15 protein-coding genes are annotated in these 16,605 nt (G+C 46.5%); 11 read left to right on the forward strand and 4 right to left on the reverse strand.

The window, feature by feature from the left end:
- The first annotated feature begins 149 nt into the window (after positions 1-149).
- On the forward strand, positions 150-1,616 hold the full coding sequence (locus ACMXYN_RS00440) for a diguanylate cyclase (protein WP_415892998.1): 1,467 nt from the start codon (positions 150-152) through the stop codon (positions 1,614-1,616).
- A 164-nt stretch (positions 1,617-1,780) separates the two neighbouring features.
- Here ACMXYN_RS00440 and ACMXYN_RS00445 read toward each other — a convergent pair whose 3' ends face one another.
- Positions 1,781-2,278 (reverse strand): hypothetical protein, encoded by a 498-nt coding sequence (locus ACMXYN_RS00445; RefSeq protein ID WP_415892999.1) that lies wholly within the window; start codon positions 2,276-2,278, stop codon positions 1,781-1,783.
- A 364-nt stretch (positions 2,279-2,642) separates the two neighbouring features.
- Here ACMXYN_RS00445 and ACMXYN_RS00450 point away from each other — a divergent pair, with 364 nt between their 5' ends.
- Positions 2,643-3,008, forward strand: a complete 366-nt coding sequence (locus ACMXYN_RS00450) for a hypothetical protein (RefSeq protein WP_415893000.1) — start codon at positions 2,643-2,645, stop codon at positions 3,006-3,008.
- A 125-nt stretch (positions 3,009-3,133) separates the two neighbouring features.
- Here the strand turns inward: ACMXYN_RS00450 and ACMXYN_RS00455 are convergent, their stop codons facing one another.
- Complete coding sequence (locus tag ACMXYN_RS00455; RefSeq protein ID WP_415893001.1) at positions 3,134-3,964, reverse strand: hypothetical protein; 831 nt, start codon at positions 3,962-3,964, stop codon at positions 3,134-3,136.
- A 258-nt stretch (positions 3,965-4,222) separates the two neighbouring features.
- Here ACMXYN_RS00455 and ACMXYN_RS00460 point away from each other — a divergent pair, with 258 nt between their 5' ends.
- A complete protein-coding gene (locus ACMXYN_RS00460; protein ID WP_415893002.1) occupies positions 4,223-4,954 on the forward strand; it encodes a glucose 1-dehydrogenase in 732 nt (243 codons plus the stop codon).
- A gap of 271 nt (positions 4,955-5,225) precedes the next feature.
- On the opposite strand, the gene ACMXYN_RS00465 is transcribed toward ACMXYN_RS00460, so the two are convergent.
- Together ACMXYN_RS00465 and ACMXYN_RS00470 are read right to left on the reverse strand one after the other, a co-directional pair.
- Entirely contained in the window at positions 5,226-5,873 is a 648-nt protein-coding gene (locus ACMXYN_RS00465) for a phosphatase PAP2 family protein (RefSeq protein WP_415893003.1), read from the reverse strand.
- Between the two features lie 388 nt (positions 5,874-6,261).
- Complete coding sequence (locus ACMXYN_RS00470) at positions 6,262-7,023, reverse strand: AraC family transcriptional regulator (RefSeq protein WP_415893004.1); 762 nt, start codon at positions 7,021-7,023, stop codon at positions 6,262-6,264.
- A 318-nt stretch (positions 7,024-7,341) separates the two neighbouring features.
- On the opposite strand from ACMXYN_RS00470, the gene ACMXYN_RS00475 reads away from it, so the two are divergent.
- The 8 genes from ACMXYN_RS00475 (at position 7,342) to ACMXYN_RS00510 (ending at position 16,489) form a co-directional block, all read left to right on the forward strand.
- Positions 7,342-8,835, forward strand: coding sequence for a CoA-acylating methylmalonate-semialdehyde dehydrogenase (locus tag ACMXYN_RS00475; RefSeq protein WP_415893005.1), 1,494 nt, complete (start codon positions 7,342-7,344; stop codon positions 8,833-8,835).
- A 74-nt stretch (positions 8,836-8,909) separates the two neighbouring features.
- Positions 8,910-10,067 carry an acyl-CoA dehydrogenase family protein gene (locus ACMXYN_RS00480; protein ID WP_415886475.1) on the forward strand — a complete coding sequence of 386 codons (1,158 nt, stop codon included), beginning with the start codon at positions 8,910-8,912 and terminating at the stop codon, positions 10,065-10,067.
- 27 nt (positions 10,068-10,094) lie between these two features.
- Complete coding sequence (locus ACMXYN_RS00485; RefSeq protein ID WP_415893006.1) at positions 10,095-10,871, forward strand: enoyl-CoA hydratase; 777 nt, start codon at positions 10,095-10,097, stop codon at positions 10,869-10,871.
- A gap of 11 nt (positions 10,872-10,882) precedes the next feature.
- Entirely contained in the window at positions 10,883-11,992 is a 1,110-nt protein-coding gene (locus ACMXYN_RS00490; protein WP_415893007.1) for an enoyl-CoA hydratase/isomerase family protein, read from the forward strand.
- Positions 11,993-12,084: 92 nt separating this feature from the next.
- Positions 12,085-12,975: a 3-hydroxyisobutyrate dehydrogenase gene (gene mmsB / locus ACMXYN_RS00495; RefSeq protein WP_415889826.1), complete on the forward strand. Its 891-nt coding sequence runs from the start codon at positions 12,085-12,087 to the stop codon at positions 12,973-12,975.
- A gap of 91 nt (positions 12,976-13,066) precedes the next feature.
- Positions 13,067-14,956, forward strand: a complete 1,890-nt coding sequence (locus ACMXYN_RS00500) for an AMP-binding protein (RefSeq protein ID WP_415893008.1) — start codon at positions 13,067-13,069, stop codon at positions 14,954-14,956.
- A 322-nt stretch (positions 14,957-15,278) separates the two neighbouring features.
- Positions 15,279-16,184 carry a diguanylate cyclase gene (locus tag ACMXYN_RS00505; RefSeq protein ID WP_415893009.1) on the forward strand — a complete coding sequence of 302 codons (906 nt, stop codon included), beginning with the start codon at positions 15,279-15,281 and terminating at the stop codon, positions 16,182-16,184.
- Between the two features lie 41 nt (positions 16,185-16,225).
- The gene (locus ACMXYN_RS00510) at positions 16,226-16,489 is read left to right on the forward strand and encodes a hypothetical protein (protein ID WP_415893010.1); all 264 of its coding nucleotides are present in this window, start codon (positions 16,226-16,228) and stop codon (positions 16,487-16,489) included.
- Positions 16,490-16,605: the final 116 nt, after the last annotated feature.

Below are 16,605 nucleotides of genomic sequence, written 5' to 3' on the forward strand. Positions count from 1 at the left end.
TGACGTCAAATTACTAGCTAGCTTTATAAAAAGTAGGTAAACAGAAAAGCCTTATTATCCTTGAGGTTAGCTTGATTTTTAATTGAATTATGCTTGCTTTCAAAACTGACTCACTAGGACTATTCTTGTATGAATGTTCGGAAATAAAGTTGTCTATTTTTATTGGGAAAACAGTTAGTGTGGAAGTGATCAAATTCATAATCACAGTCTTTCTCATATCACTTGCGATGTTCAATGGGGCAGTTGCTGCCACCCATCAGCTTGAATTTACAGAGCAAGAGAAAGCTTATCTCGAAGCCAAAAAGCAGCTTAAGCTATGTATTGATCCAAACTGGATGCCTTATGAGAAAATATCGGACCGAGGGCAACATTTTGGTATCACTTCAGACTATTTCAATCTCTTTCAGAAAAGGATTGGGATTCCTATTTTTTTGTATCCGACCTCTACTTGGAATGAAACACTCGAAGCCGTCCGGACTCGGAAATGCGATCTGATTTCGGCAGCAAAAAAGACTAAACAGCGAGAGGTGTATCTAAATTTTACGCCGCCTTATCTCAACTTTCCCTTGGCTGTAGCGGTTAAAGATACAGTGACGCCGAATCCTGATTTTACTCAGGAGATGCATAAAACCTTCGCGCTACCTAAAGGTTATGCCGCGATTGAAAACCTACCGGAAGCCTTCCCTAAAGTGCAAATATTGGTCGTTAAAAACCGTAAGGAAGGGTTCGAGAAAGTGAATAAAGGCGAGGCATACGGTTACATTGATAGCTGGCCCATCATTGCATACGCCCTTAAAACCGAAGGTGTCACTGGATTAAAGATTGGTGGAGAGCTTCCGTCCTATGGCGGACTGGGGGCTGCGACCCGTAACGATGAGCCAGAGCTACTTAGTATTTTTGAAAAGCTCACACGTAGCCTATCGCCGGATGATCAGGAACGGATCAATAAAAAGTGGCTTGCTGTGGATGTGAAAACGGAAATAGATTACGCGCTACTTACACTGATCTTATTCGCAGTTTTAATCCTGACCGCGGTCTTTTCTTATCTATATTGGAGGCTGAGTAAGGCCAATAAACATGCTCAGATAGCCCTAGAAGAGCTGATAAAAGCGCAAATTAAACTCGAGGAGCTTGCCACAACCGATAAGCTCACAGGCCTTTATAACCGCGCAAAGATAGATGAAATTCTACAGAACGAAATATATCGTTCGGAGCGCTATCAGCACAGTTTTGGTGTAATCATGATTGATGTCGACAACTTCAAGCAAGTTAACGACACCTTTGGTCATCATGTGGGTGATGGCGTATTAAAAGAGTATGCAGCGATTCTACGGCAAGGAATCAGAAAAACAGACCTTGTTGGGCGTTGGGGCGGAGATGAATTTATCGTGATCTGTCCGGAAACAGATATTGAAGGGGTGCATTCTATAGCCAATAAATTGTGTCAGAAGGTTGCAACTCATGACTTCGAGAAAATTGCTAAAGGTACTGCTAGCCTTGGAATTACTATCCCTAAGAAAGGTGACACTATTACAACTCTTTTGAAAAGAGCCGATAAAGCACTCTACCAAGCGAAAAATGATGGTCGTAATAGGGTTCAACAGGCGGGTATTTAATGGGCTGTTTCTGCTTCTATATGAAGGTATTGTTCCCAAATTTCATTTTTGGTTTCTAGATTGGGGCGCCGATCTACAGTAAAAGAGCAGGCATTGTCGGCGCAATAGCGAAGCGTATTGCACCGACAATGTCTTACCCAGCTATGATGCGCTATTAAGTTAATCTATTTCGAAATAACAGAACGGATATATTCTTTTGTTTTCTGATCACAGCTTTCTAGGGCGCGTTCGCCATAGAGATTGATCGTATCTTGTTGAGCTTGCAGCTGCTTGAGCGTTGGAGGTTCGTTACTACCCAAAAATTTATAACGGTGCTTATCCATTAGCGCTGTAGATTCTATACACATCGCTTTGTACTTAATGTCCCGTGCTTGGCTGATACGGGCATTTAGGTTATCGATGGTTAAGCCTACTGCATCACAAGGGTCGCGTTTGAGTTGAATGCCGAGTTCCCATTCTAACGTTTTGGCCGACTCTTGTGCTTGCGAAGCCTTATAACTAGCGCGCTGGAAATCTTTATCAGCATAAGCGGTACTAGCCTCTTCTAGGGCTTTTTCGGCTTTAGTCTCCTCCTTATTAAAGAACCGTAAATCCCAATCACAGGACGCATAAATGGAGGGTGAAACCATAGTGATTACCAACAAGGCAAAAAGCTTTCGCATCTGGGCTTTCCTTAAACCAATTCAGCTACTAAAAAATGTCTAGGCGCTAAGCCTACACAGAGGTCTATTAGGTCGGCAAGAGGGAAAGGTTTTTAGTGGTTAGTGACTAGATGTTAGTGGTTAGATGAAATAAGGATGTTTTGCGTTTAGTGAGAACCTCCGTCGCCTTGCATTCATATCGCTACTTTAGGGAGAAAAACTAACCCCAAGGAAACCAGATGCTGGTGGTAGCGAAATCGAATGTTCTTTTCAGCTTTAGAGACAGGCTTCGCAGCTTTAGCAGTAGTACTAAGAAACAGAACATTGCCCTAGTAAAACCCATTATCATGAGGCGCTGGAGTTGTTCTAATTAGGAAATGAAAAAGTGAGACTGAAATATCTACCCCTGCCTTTAGCTATTCTTATGCTCACTTTTGCTCTCTTAGGAGTGAAAACAGCTCATGCCAATCCCGACGTAAAGGACCGTTCGATTAATGCTTTGGTTAACTATAAAACCAACTGCAATATTCAAAGCCTAACGCGCGAGATTACCAAAGATAATGCGTTAAAAGTGACTGCAAAATGCGCTAATGAAACCTTTTACCCCGATGGTTTAGTCGTTCTTTGTTCTGAGCGTGATGTTGATATGAGTTGTGAAATTGTCACTAAGGCTCAGGAGTTTAAGTTGCTCAATCTTATCTACGGACCGATGAGTGAAAGAGTGCATGGGCCTGAGGCTGAAGAGGAATAACAAGGACGCCGCTTCGCGGCTAGAGGAAAAGATCTTTCAGTGGCTAGTGACTAGATGTTAGTGGCTAGAAAAATAAGGAGATTCTGCTTTTATTGAGAGCCTCCTATGTTTTGACGTCCTGATCGTTAGTACCAAGGGAACCAGATGCTGTTGCTGGTGGTAGCGAAGTCGAATTTATTTTTCAGCTTTAGGTACAGGCTATTTGAGTTTTCAGCGTAAAGTTGAGACTCAGAGAAATCAGATTCGAACTTGTTATTGGTCGCGATAAAAGCACCTAAAGCCCAATGTAGATTTAACAACTCTTCCTCTGAAAGACTCTCCATATCTATAAAATTCAGAATCGCGTTTTTCTTGGCTACTTCTGCCGCGATAAAGTGGTCGGTAAGTGCGTGGCTAAACTTACTCTCTCTGTTCTCCGATAGCTTTATCTCTATAGGGCCTGTTAGCTCGAACAGCTTTTGATGATCTGACTCAGCCAGCTTAGCAGATAAGATAATCGAGTGCGCAAACGCCCAACGTGCTTGTTTATAGTCTTTGTTAGTGAAGAACGGTATTACGCCATCTCTAAAAGCAGACAGCCCTGCATTATTTTTAACTAAAGCGCTGTCATTTAGTTTTTGCGATTCCTGCGATAAGCCCATTTTCGCTTCAAGAATGTAGTAGTGATGCGAGTTCTGTTTTACTGCATCCGAGAATGGCGTATCTAGAAATATTTTCCGCTGTTGCTCGCGCGCTGCTTTGCTGCGATTGTCCGGGTTAGCTGTGTCATTCCAAAGATCCCAAACCGTTTCAAGATCGTCGCCACCTTCATAACGTTGTGCAGCATCCAGCATTGATGGGTGAGTTGAATATCCGGCAGCCTGTGCCGCGCTAGATAGACTGAGTAGTGATGCGCATACGAAGGCAAACAGCAAGGAAGCTTGGAAGTAAAGATTACGGGGAAGCAACGTACGCATAGTACTTATCCTTAAAACAACGCGAAAAGTGCCCAGGCTTTATCTGGTTTTTAAATCCCCTTCTAGGCGATAAGAGTGTTGGTGGAATCTTGCCCTTAACTATTAGGAAAAGCCCCCGTCCGTTATCTCCTATAAATCCGCCCTACGTGTTTTTAAAACGGATAGTGATGAGGCATAAGGGCAGTATTGCCAGTAAACTTGAATGCAAGATAAGTTAAAGCTTCCTCGATATTCAATTGTATGTAGGAAAGGTGTTCTATGGATAAGGTAGCAATCGTAACGGGTGGTAGCCGAGGTATTGGTGCCGCGACATCCAAGCTATTAGCGTCCCAAGGTTACTCGGTTTGTGTCAATTATCGTAGCCGTTCAGAGGAAGCTGAAGCGGTGGTTACTGACATAAACTCAAACGGTGGCCGAGCATTTGCGTTTGCCGCGGACGTCTCAATTGAAAATGAAGTCATTCGCTTATTCGAGGCAACAGAAACAGAGCTGGGAGCTGTTACTCATCTAGTTAACAATGCTGGAATTTTATTCACTCAATCTCGCTTAGCTGATTTGAGCGTGGAGCGTTTTGAAAAGATCCTTTCGACCAATGTTACGAGTTGCTTTCTGTGCTGTCGTGAAGCGGTCAGGCGCATGAAAAACGGCGGAGCTATTGTCAATGTATCTTCCATAGCTTCAAAGACAGGCTCCCCCAATGAATACGTTGATTACGCAGCATCAAAAGGCGCAATGGATAGCTTAACAAAAGGCTTGTCGCTGGAAGTTGCATCGCAAGGTGTTCGAGTGAATGCTGTTCGCCCCGGTTTTATTTATACCGATATGCACAGCGATGGCGGCGAGTCAAATCGTGTTCAAAGACTAAGCTCCCAGATTCCATTGCAACGAGGAGGCACGGCAGAAGAAGTGGCTAATTCGATAGCTTGGTTGTTATCAGACGAGGCTTCTTATGTCACAGGGTCTTTCATTGATATTGCAGGTGGTAAATAGCTGTATAGAAGGCTCCTGCTACACTCAAATCTTTTCTTCTAGCCACGCAGCGACGCCTGATTGTAGGGTGCAATAGCGAAGCGTATTGCACCGAAGAAATTATGAATTTGTGTAATACGCTCTGGCTATTACACCCTACTTGCTGAGGGATCTAGTGGGAATTGCCTGTATAACTGAGCCCTTGTGCCTCTTCTTGTTTTGCTGTTGCCAGAAACAGCGTGGGCGGCACAGAAAAATAGTATACGTAATAGTCGAAGGAACTCTGACGAATTTATCTCAGAATCAGTTTTATGCTGATTAACCAAGCCAGTATGCCAAGTACTAAACCCTGAAAGCCGCCGATCACTACGTCCATTGGGGTATGAACGCCTAGTAAGGGCCTTGAGATGCAGACTGCCAATGCCCAGGGTAATAAACTGTACAGCAACCAATAGCGTTTACTGCTGATGAGGGACGCTCCAAGCATCAGTAAAAAACTGGCAAAAAACATGGCCGAAAAAGAATGTCCGGAAGGAAAGGAGTAGCCAGTTTCGTGAGCCCAGTGCTTCTTAATTAAAGGGGTTAATGGGGTCGTCTCAGCATGTTGAGTAAGTACTTGGGCGAGCATTGTGCGTCGAACCTCTTTGTCTCCCTGTGTATAGAACGCATCGGCGCTCATCCCTAAAGGTCCCTTACCTTCTTCTCCTGCTAGCCAGATAATATTCGGTCGGGGGATCTGCAGCTGCGTTTTGATAATGTGCTCATTCAATAAAGCGCCTCCTCCAGCCAGTATGGTAGTTATACTCAACACTGTGACGGTTTCTTTAATCTTCTGAGTCAAAGGCATCTTTTGCCTGCTAAGTATCAGGGCTATTACCAATAATACTATCGCCGGAACTCCGTATTTCCCCGACTCAGAGACCAGATAGATAATATCCATATAGGGTGCTGAAAGGTCTAAATAGTGTGGGGTGCTCCGGTTAGATACGGGTAGCAGAAAGCTGAGCAGTAACAATAGCCAGGTAAGCAGGATGGGTAAAAGAGCATGATAGCGTAGGGGCCGCTTTGCCGAGTGAGTCATTACTTATTTCCATATACATTTGGCGGGCTGGCCTGCCAGTTATCCATATTGGGCTATTTAAACTTAACGCGCCATAGCTTTAGCGTCTTGTTAAATAATTTCCCTTCGTGCTGTTACACGTGATCTCCTAGGTAGAACTTATACTGCCATACCTGAAACTCGCTTTGAACAGTCTATCCTCTAGCCGCGAAGCAGCGTGCTAGCCACTCGCAGCCGTAGGCTGTTCTAAAAGCGAAGCGTCCTGCCCCTAACTACGATAAGGAAATGCCCCCGTCCTCATCTTCCTATACTGACTCGGCGATAACCCCATCAGTTTCTTAAAGATCCGTGAGAAGTAGTAAGCATCGTCATAACCCACGGCAAACGAGATCTCGTTGATGCTGTTGGTGGTGGTATCGAGAAGGTGACAGGCGCGCTCTATCTTGAGCTGGATAAAGTGGTTGATTGGGGTGGTGCCGGTGATCTCTTTGTATTTTTTTACAAAGTGGAATTTCGACAGGTTTACGCTTTCGGCCAGCGTATCTAAGTCCAGTTGCTCGTGAACATGGGTCTGCATCAGGCTGTGTACTCGTTCTATATCCAAGCCTGCTCTTGATAGTTTTTGCCGTGCTAGTGGTTGTAGCAGGGCGATATGGCTGAGTATCTGCCGAAGTTGGTTTGCTGCACAGATATAAGCATTGAGGTTGTAGGTGGACTCTCGGGCTTCTAAGAGCGCTTCAAAATCGCTGGCAAGGCGCGAGTGGATACCGATGGGGATAATAAATTGCCTTTGCGGAGACTCGCGCTGCTCTAAATGTGCCACAAAATCAGCGGCTTGATGGCCATGAAAGTGCACCCAATAGATCGTCCAGGGGCGCTTTTGTCGCGCTTTATAGGTGTGAGCTATTCCTTTAGGAATCAGCAATATATCACCGGCTTTGACTCTAACCTTCTTATCATTAAGTACTGCTTCACCTTCGCCGTCCAAACAATAGATCATTAGATAATCGTCATGTTCCATCCTTTCCATGTGATGCCCGCTGGCTTCGCGATAGTAGCCCATTCCTAGAGGATACAGGCCCTGGCTTAGCGGATTCTGCGCTAATTCAGCTACCACGCGCCTTGGGGTGACAAAGCGAATGCTCTCAGGGGGTAAGGGCCAATTTGATGGGCTGCTCATAGCTACGACCTATGTATTAGGGTAATTACTTATATGATCGCAATATAGTCCATCAATTGGACAAGATTATCAATCTTGAATTGCTAAGCTGCATGATAAAACAGAGTTATTGAGTTTGAACGCGACGTAAAACAATACAACTACAACAAGAAATACAGGTATCAGAGAATGACACAGCAAGTACCTCTACTTATTAACGGCGAATTTATTCAGAGTGAATCACAGACCCTGATTCCAGTAACAAATCCAGCTACGCAGGAAGTGATTGCACAGGTTCCTTGCGCAACAGCTGCAGAGGTTGATCAAGCGGTAGAAGCTGCCAAAGCTGCGTTTGAAGATTGGAAAGATACTCCTGTAGGTGAGCGTGCTCGTCTAATGCTGCGTTACCAGCACCTGCTAAAAGAGAACCACGATGAGCTAGCTACACTTCTTGCTCAGGAAACAGGTAAAACATTTGAAGATGCGAAAGGTGATGTTTGGCGTGGTATCGAAGTTGTAGAACACGCTTGTAACATCGCTTCTCTATCTATGGGTGAAACAGTTGAAAACGTAGCGCGTAAGATCGATTGCTACAGCATCACTCAGCCACTAGGTGTATGTGTTGGTATTACACCATTCAACTTCCCAGCAATGATCCCTCTATGGATGTTCCCAATGGCGATCGCTTGCGGTAACACCTTTGTACTTAAGCCATCTGAGCAAGACCCACTAACGCCAATGCGCTTAGCTGAGCTATTCAAAGAAGCGGGCGCGCCAGACGGTCTTCTACAAGTTGTTCACGGTACAAAAGACGCGGTAAACCAGCTGCTAACTCACAAAGATACACCAGCAATCTCCTTCGTAGGTTCTGTGGCTGTAGGTGAGCACATCTACCGTACAGGTACTGACAAAATGAAACGTGTTCAGGCATTCGCGGGTGCGAAGAACCACATGGTGGTTATGCCGGATGCGTCTAAAAACCAAGTTGTTAACAGCATTGCCGGTGCCTCTGTTGGTGCGGCAGGTCAGCGCTGCATGGCGATCTCTGTTGCGGTATTCGTTGGTGAAGCACGCGAGTGGATCCCAGAAGTACGTGATGCCCTAGCGAAAGTACAGCCAGGTGCTTGGGATGATCCAAAAGCAGGTTACGGCCCACTAATTAATCCACAGGCGCGTGAGCGTGTTCTTAACTTCATCCAAGAAGGTAAAGACGCTGGTGCAGAATGTATTCTCGATGGTAGCGAATGTGTAGTTGATGGTTACCCAGACGGCAACTGGGTTGGCCCAACAATGTTCCGCGGTGTAACGCGCGACATGTCAATCTACCAAGAAGAGATCTTCGGTCCAGTACTGATTGCGCTTGAAGTAGATACGTTGGAAGAAGCGATCGAGCTGATCAACGAGAACCCATACGGTAACGGTACTTCTATGTTCACCTCTTCTGGTGCAGCAGCACGTAAGTACCAGCACGAGATCAAAGTAGGTCAGGTTGGTATCAACGTACCAGTACCAGTGCCTCTACCAATGTTCTCTTTCACTGGTTGGAGAAAGTCTTTCTACGGTGACCAGCACGCTTACGGTAAGCAAGCGGTTAAGTTCTACACCGAGACTAAGACTGTGACAGCACGTTGGTTTGAAGATGATATCGATACTGGCGTAAACACAACGATCCAGTTGAAGTAATCAGTTGTTACGAACAGAACAATAACGAGAAAGAGGCACGGTTGCGTGACCTCTTTCCACCTAAGGAGAGAGCAATGGATTTCGAGCTGAATGAAGATCAGATTGCATTCGCCGATATGGCCCGTGCCTTTGCGCAAAATGAGTTTGAGCCCCATGCAGCTGAGTGGGATGAAAAACAGATTTTTCCTGTTGATGTGCTGCGTCGAGCAGGTGAGATGGGCTTTTGTGGCCTGTATTCACCGGAAGATGTCGGTGGTCTAGGCCTGAGCCGCTTAGATGCCAGCATTATCTTTGAACAGTTGGCGATGGGTTGTACCTCGACCACTGCGTTTATCACGATTCACAACATGGCCGCGTGGATGATTGCCGATTTTGGTAATCAGGAAACCCGCGAGCACTGGTGCCCAGATCTAACCGCTGGTCTGAAATTAGCGTCTTACTGCTTAACCGAGCCAAATGCCGGTTCTGATGCTGCTTCCCTTAAATCTACGGCACGCCGTGAGGGTGATAACTACATCCTAAATGGCAGCAAGATCTTTATCTCCGGTGCCGGTAGTACCGATGTACTTGTTGTAATGGCACGTACCGGTGAAGAGGGGCCAAAAGGGATCTCTGCTTTTGCGGTGGATGCTAAGAGCGATGGCATCGTTTACGGCCGTAAAGAAGAAAAGATGGGCTGGAATAGCCAGCCGACACGAATGATTACCTTTGAAGACGTGGTAGTACCTGCATCTGCTCTACTGGGCAATGAAGGTGACGGCTTCAAAATTGCGATGAAAGGTCTTGATGGTGGTCGCATCAATATCGCGACTTGCTCGATTGGTACTGCGCAAGCGGCGCTGAACAAAGCGCGCGACTATCTACATGAGCGTAAGCAGTTTGGTAAAGAGCTAGCGCACTTCCAAGCGCTGCAGTTCAAGTTGGCTGATATGGCGACTGAGCTTGTGGCAGCAAGACAGCTAGTACGTTTGGCAGCATCAAAATTAGATGCAGGCCATGCCGATAAAACCGCGTACTGCGCGATGGCAAAACGCTTTGCCACTGATGTTGGTTTTAACATTGCTGACGAAGCACTACAGATCTTTGGCGGTAACGGCTATATCAAAGAGTATCCATTGGAGCGCTACCTACGCGATAACCGCGTACACCGTATCCTTGAGGGCACTAACGAAATTATGCGCGTCATTATTGCTCGTCGAGTATTGATGGAAGATGCAGCGGATCTTGTGTGATCCGGTAGGACAGAATTGGAGAAAGCTATGACAGATAAATTGATTGTAGAAAAACACGGTCATACAGCCGTTATCACCATGAATAATCCTCCGGCCAACACTTGGACCGAAGAGAGCTTGGATGGTTTGGTGACCGTTGTAGACGAGCTGAACCAAGACAAACAGATCTACGCGTTGGTACTGCGCTCTACGAGCGAGAAGTTCTTCTCTGCTGGTGCCGATCTAAACCTATTTGCAGATGGTGATCGTGCCATAGCACGTGAAATGGCGAGCCAGTTTGGTCGTGCTTTTGAAAGCCTATCTAAATTCCGCGGTGTATCTATCGCAGCGATCAACGGTTTTGCCATGGGCGGTGGTTTAGAAGTGGCGCTAGCCTGTGATATCCGCGTTGCCGAAGAGCAAGCGCAGATGGCGCTACCAGAAGCAACGGTTGGTCTACTGCCATGTGCCGGCGGTACACAAAACCTAACCATGCTGGTGGGTGAAGGTTGGGCTAAGCGCATGATCCTTTGCGGCGAGCGTATCAAAGCGCCACAAGCGAAAGGCATCGGTCTAGTTGAAGAGCTGGTTCCACAAGGTCAGGCGTACGACAAAGCGATGGAGTTGGCAAAAGCGGTAGAAAAACAAAGCCCAACGGCGATCGCAGCGTGTAAGCAACTTATTCAGAACAACCGCACCCATCACTGGGATGCCGGTTACCGTCTAGAGCGCGAACTGTTTGTTGATCTATTCCACACCGAAGATCAGAAAGAGGGTGTAAATGCATTCCTAGGTAAGCGTGCACCTGAGTGGAAAAACCAATAAGGGACTGATTGATGAGCTGCGTACTGTTTAACGAATACCCAACCCAAGACGGCAAGAAGATTGTTGAGATCAGTCTGAATGCTGAGCGCTCTTTGAATGCGCTGACCTTGGAGATGATCGACCTGATCCAGCCAAAACTGGATGAGTGCAAAACAGACGATTCTGTCGTGGCGATCCTGCTGGATAGCGCTGGTGAGAAAGCGTTTTGTGCCGGTGGTGATGTCGTCAATCTGTATAAGGCGATGACCGGTGAGGGCGATGCTTCTTTCCCAGAAGATTTCTTCACCCGGGAGTACACGCTGGATTACACCATCCACACGTATCCAAAACCAATCATCTGTTGGGGTGCGGGTATTGTGATGGGCGGCGGCATGGGTCTGATGAACGGCTGTAGCCACCGTATCGTGACCGAAAGCTCTCATTTGGCGATGCCGGAAGTGACGATCGGCCTTTATCCAGACGTGGGCGGCAGCTGGTTCCTCAATCACATGCCGGGTCGTACAGGTCTGTTCCTTGGTCTGACGGGTAACCCAATGTTCGCTGCCGATGCACTGTTCCTTGGTTTGGCAGATCGCTTTGTCGCGAATGAACTACGCCAGAACATGGTTGAAGGGCTACAAGCGGAAAACTGGGATGGCTGTGCTACAGCTGCCGTTAACCGCGTGTTACGGGTTGTAGAAGAACAGTCGCAACCGCAGTTCAAATCGGAGTCCCCGATTCAACAGCATTACGACTTTATCCAGAAGATTACCGATCACGACAGTGTTGAAGAGATTGTCTCTGCACTGTTGGCGGTTGAAAGCGACGACAAATGGATCAATCGCTCCCAGAAAGCGATCGGTCATGGCAGTCCTCTGGCGATCAACCTGATCAAACAGCAACTAGAACGTACCGATCAGATGTCCCTGAAAGAGGTGTTCTGTGCCGAGATCGTTCTGTCTGTGCAGTGCTGCAGTCATCGTGAATTCCCAGAGGGCGTGCGAGCGCTGCTTGTGGATAAAGATGGCAAGCCGCAGTGGACCTATCCAACACTGGCAGAGGTCGATCAGGCAAAAGTAGCTGAGTTTTTTGAGTCACCTTGGAAAGGCGACGGACAGGAGAACCCACTCGCCAATTTGTAAGGCGTGGGCAATGAAGATGGGATGCAGCGTTAAGCATCCAGATTAAATAACTAGTTATAAAAGCTATCTATAACAAGAACAGGACTAGAGAAATGGCGACTATCGGTTTTATAGGTTTAGGTAACATGGGTGGTCCAATGGCGATCAACCTTGTTAAAGCAGGTCACTCAGTTAAAGCATTCGACCTGTCTCAAGATGCAATTGCCAAAGTAGTGGCTGAAGGTGGCCAAGCTGCTGCGACAGCCGTAGATGCAGCAACAGATGCCGAGTTTGTTATCACAATGCTGCCTGCGGGTAAGCATGTTGAAGGTTTGATGGTGTCTGGTGATGCACCACTGTTTGATGTGGTTGCTGATGGAGCACTAATCATCGACTCATCTACGATCGATGCCGAAACAGCTAAGCAGGTTGCAGCGGTAGGTGCTGAGCGCGGTATCAACTTTATCGATGCGCCGGTATCTGGCGGTGTAGGTGGTGCGGTTGCAGGTACACTAGCATTTATGGTGGGCGCATCTGACGAGCAGTTCGCTAAAGCAAAACCTGTGCTTGAGTGCATGGGTAAAAACATCTTCCACGCTGGTGGTAATGGTGCAGGTCAGGTGGCTAAAGCGTGTAACAACATGCTACTAGCTATCCTAATGACAGGTACTTCTGAAGCCCTAAACATGGGTGTGAAGAACGGCCTAGATCCAGCCGTGCTATCTGAAATTATGAAGCAGAGCTCGGGTAACAACTGGTCACTACAGGTTTACAACCCGTTCCCAGGTGTGATGGAAGGCGTACCTTCTTCCAATGATTATCAGGGCGGTTTCCAAGTCGATCTAATGTTCAAAGATTTAGGTCTGGCGATGGAGCTAAGCCAACAAAGTGCGTCCCCAACTCCAATGGGTTCGCAGGCACGTGCACTGTTCAATCTGCACAAAGCCAACGGTAACGGCGGGCTGGACTTCTCCAGCGTTCTTCGCCTGTACCAAGACCAATAAAAAAACTTATCCACAGATAAGCGAAACCTGCCAGTTGATGCGTGCTGGCAGGACTTTCCAACCTAAAACAAAAATAATTGAGGTTGATTCGATGGGATACAATCATGAGTATCAGTTGGCTTTGGCGAACACAGAAGCTTACTGGGCGGATCAGGCTGACCGTATTTCTTGGTTCAAAAAGCCGACAAAGACCCTTACAAAAACAGATTTTGGTACCTACAGCTGGTACGCCGATGGTGAGTTAAACAGCGCTTATTTAGCACTGGATTACCATGTGGAAAATGGCCGTGGTGAGCAGGTTGCACTGTATTACGATTCCCCTGCTACCGGTAAAAAAGAGGCCATTACTTACAACCAGCTTCTCGATCGTGTTGCCCGTTTTGCCGGAGCCCTAAAAGCTCAAGGCATTGAAAAAGGCGATACGGTTCTAATCTACATGCCGATGATTCCTGAAGCAGCCGTGGCTATGTTGGCCTGCGCTCGCTTAGGTGCAATTCACTCGGTGGTCTTTGGTGGCTTTGCCCCTGCAGAGATGGCGATTCGTATCGATGACGCCAATCCGAAGATGATCCTTACTGCGTCTTGCGGTATCGAGTTTGATAAAACCATTGCCTATAAACCGCTGGTGGATAAAGCGATCGATCTAGCCGAGCACAAGCCAGAGCACACTATTGTGTTCCAGCGTGCGATGGTTAAAGCCGATATGGACCGCGATGGCGATCTGGACTGGATTGAAGTTCAGGAAGGCGTCGAGCCTGCGCCATGCACACCGGTTAAAGGTTCTGACCCGCTGTATATCCTTTATACATCAGGCACTACTGGCCAGCCAAAAGGGATCGTCCGTGATAACGGCGGTCATGCGGTGGCACTGAGCTATGCTCTGAATAACGTTTATGGCATGCACCCGGGTGATGTTTGGTGGGGCGCGTCCGATATCGGTTGGGTTGTTGGTCACTCCTTCATTGTTTACGGCCCGCTTATGGGCGGCTGTAGCGCGATCTTCTTTGAAGGTAAGCCGATCAAAACACCGGATGCAGGTACATTCTGGCGTGTCATCGAAGAGTACAAAGTTAACTCTATGTTCTGTGCGCCAACCGCTTTCCGAGCGATTCGTAAAGAAGACCCAGAAGGTGCACTCTCGCACAAATACGATCTAAACAGCCTTAAGTGGGTGTTTGTTGCAGGTGAGAAGCTAGACTCCTCAACCTTCCACTGGTTGTCTGATCTGTTGAAAGTGCCGGTAATCGATCACTGGTGGCAGACCGAAACAGGTTGGCCGATGACGGCTCCAATGATGGGTTGGGACAATCCATCTGAAGCGCGCTTAGGTTCTACCAATAAGCCTATTCCAGGCTACGACATCCGCGTATTGGATGGCGATGGTAACGAAGTCGAAGACGGCGAAGCGGGTAATATCTGCGTGAAATTGCCGATGCCACCGGGCGTTGCTTGGAGCATCTGGAACAACAACGATCGTTACGTGAGTTCTTACCTAGAAGCCTTCCCGGGTTACTACCACACCGGCGATGGCGGCTTTAAAGATGACGACGGTTATATCTACATCACCGGCCGTACCGACGATGTGATCAACGTATCCGGCCACCGTTTATCCACAGGTGAAATGGAAGAGGTTGTTTCCGCTCACCCTGCAGTCGCCGAGTGCGCTGTGATTGGCGTAAACGACGAACTGAAAGGCCAACTGCCAGTAGGTTTGATCGTGTTAAAAGCCGGTGAACAGATCGAAGAAGAGCAACTACAAACGGAGCTGGTAAAAATGGTCCGTGAACAAGTAGGTGCCCTTGCTTGCTTTAGAAGCGCAATCGTCGTGCAACGACTGCCTAAAACTCGATCAGGAAAAATTCTGCGCGCGATACTGCGAAAGATTGCAGCTAAAGAGCAGTATAAAATGCCCTCAACCATCGATGACGCCTCAATTCTTCCTGAGATAGAAGCATTAATCGAAGCGCGAGGCGCCATTTAACCCCCAAGAAAAATTATCCACAGGGATAGTTTCTTCCACTAGGAGCTATCCCACCTATTTTTCAGATTCTGCTCTCTTACCGGCCATGTACTTAGCGCATGTGCCGGTTTTTTTGTTTAGGGGCAGGACGCCGCTGCGCCTAGAGGAAAAGCTGAATAGAACAGTGAAACTAGTAGGGTGTAATAGCGGAGCATATTACACAAATTCGTAACTTTAGAGGTGCAATACGCTTCGCTATTGCACCCTATAAACTGTTTTTTAGTTTTTGAAGCACACAATGTTAACTAGACTATTAATAGACATAGAGAAGTTGAGTTGTGATATGAATTGCGGTGCTCTGAACGATCCTTATCTTGCCAAAGAAATAATCGATACCATGCGGGATCCTTTACTTGTTCTAAATCAGGATCTGGAAGTCATTTGTGCCAGCAAAAATTTTTATAAAAATTTTGAGGTTGTTGAGAATGAAACAGTAGGTGAATTTATTTGTGACTTAGGAAATGGGCAGTGGAATATTTCAGCACTACAGCAAGCTTTGAGAGAAACTATAACAACAGACCGGGTTGTTGATGATTATGAAATAGAGCATATGTTTGAAGGTATCGGGAGGAGGGTCATGCTTCTCAATGCTAGGAAGTTTTTATCACCTCATAATGGAATTCAGAAAATCCTATTGGTTATTGAGGATGTAACTGAGAAAAAAGAATTACAGGATGAGTTGAAGATTATGGCGACAACCGATCAATTAACAGGGCTTTTCAATCGTTATAAATTCTATGAAATCTTAGAAGATCGCATACAGATATCAAAAAGAACTGGTCAGATTACAGCGTTGTTAAGTATCGATTTGGATTATTTTAAGGTTGTTAATGATCGCTATGGTCATTGTGTAGGTGATGAGGTGTTAAAGAGTGTAGCGGAAATACTAAAATCTACAATAAGATCTACAGATACAGCGGCGCGTATCGGAGGTGATGAATTTGCAATAATTATCTTCAACCCCCGTAGCATAGATGAGCTAAAGTCGTTGTTACAGCGGATTATTAGTCGTATAAGCATACCTATGAATATACAGGGTGACATAATTAAGATAGGAGCAAGTATCGGTGTCAGCTTCTGCCCTACTCAGACATTAAACTTAACAAATTTACTTAAATTCTCTGACGATGCTTTGTATGCTGCGAAAGGGAATGGCCGAAATCAATATCAAATATCTGAACACATATAGGTTGTCTTTAGTGCTGTGATTGATGTTGAAGGTTAAAAGCAGTGTTTTTTATCAGCGGTGCTGGTCGTGGTTTAGGACACGCAATGGCGAAGAACCTAGCGAAGCTTAGTGGTAAGTTGGCACTGATCGATTTGGATCAAGGAAATTGGGTTGTTGTGTATTCTGAATCGGGGGAGAGTCTCGTTGTTATCAATCTAGAGAGTCGTATTTCAGCAGTGCTTCGTAACGAGTATCGAAATGCTCAACAATCCGTTCCTTTAGTTTTTTCACCCGTCCGAGTGGTATCTGAGTGGAGGGCTCACTAAGGATATTTGTGTTTCTTCCGACCAATCAGGTAGTACTTCCAAGAGCTTTCCATTCTCGATATCGGACTGACAGTAGATATCGACTAAGCGGGTGATGCCGAACCCTTCAAGAGCAG

Origin of the sequence: Neptuniibacter sp. PT8_73 (genome assembly GCF_047778045.1) — a bacterium.
GTDB lineage: Bacteria > Pseudomonadota > Gammaproteobacteria > Pseudomonadales > Balneatricaceae > Neptuniibacter.

Bases quoted from the DNA above. Each gene is read 5' to 3' on its own strand.
- ACMXYN_RS00445 (WP_415892999.1), bottom strand. From the start codon at position 2,278: ATGCGAAAGCTTTTTGCCTTGTTGGTAATCACTATGGTTTCACCCTCC.
- ACMXYN_RS00455 (WP_415893001.1), bottom strand. From the start codon at position 3,964: ATGCGTACGTTGCTTCCCCGTAATCTTTACTTCCAAGCTTCCTTGCTG.
- ACMXYN_RS00460 (WP_415893002.1), top strand. From the start codon at position 4,223: ATGGATAAGGTAGCAATCGTAACGGGTGGTAGCCGAGGTATTGGTGCC.
- ACMXYN_RS00465 (WP_415893003.1), bottom strand. From the start codon at position 5,873: ATGGATATTATCTATCTGGTCTCTGAGTCGGGGAAATACGGAGTTCCG.
- ACMXYN_RS00470 (WP_415893004.1), bottom strand. From the start codon at position 7,023: ATGGAAAGGATGGAACATGACGATTATCTAATGATCTATTGTTTGGAC.
- ACMXYN_RS00475 (WP_415893005.1), top strand. From the start codon at position 7,342: ATGACACAGCAAGTACCTCTACTTATTAACGGCGAATTTATTCAGAGT.
- ACMXYN_RS00480 (WP_415886475.1), top strand. From the start codon at position 8,910: ATGGATTTCGAGCTGAATGAAGATCAGATTGCATTCGCCGATATGGCC.
- ACMXYN_RS00485 (WP_415893006.1), top strand. From the start codon at position 10,095: ATGACAGATAAATTGATTGTAGAAAAACACGGTCATACAGCCGTTATC.
- ACMXYN_RS00490 (WP_415893007.1), top strand. From the start codon at position 10,883: ATGAGCTGCGTACTGTTTAACGAATACCCAACCCAAGACGGCAAGAAG.
- mmsB (WP_415889826.1), top strand. From the start codon at position 12,085: ATGGCGACTATCGGTTTTATAGGTTTAGGTAACATGGGTGGTCCAATG.
- ACMXYN_RS00500 (WP_415893008.1), top strand. From the start codon at position 13,067: ATGGGATACAATCATGAGTATCAGTTGGCTTTGGCGAACACAGAAGCT.
- ACMXYN_RS00505 (WP_415893009.1), top strand. From the start codon at position 15,279: ATGAATTGCGGTGCTCTGAACGATCCTTATCTTGCCAAAGAAATAATC.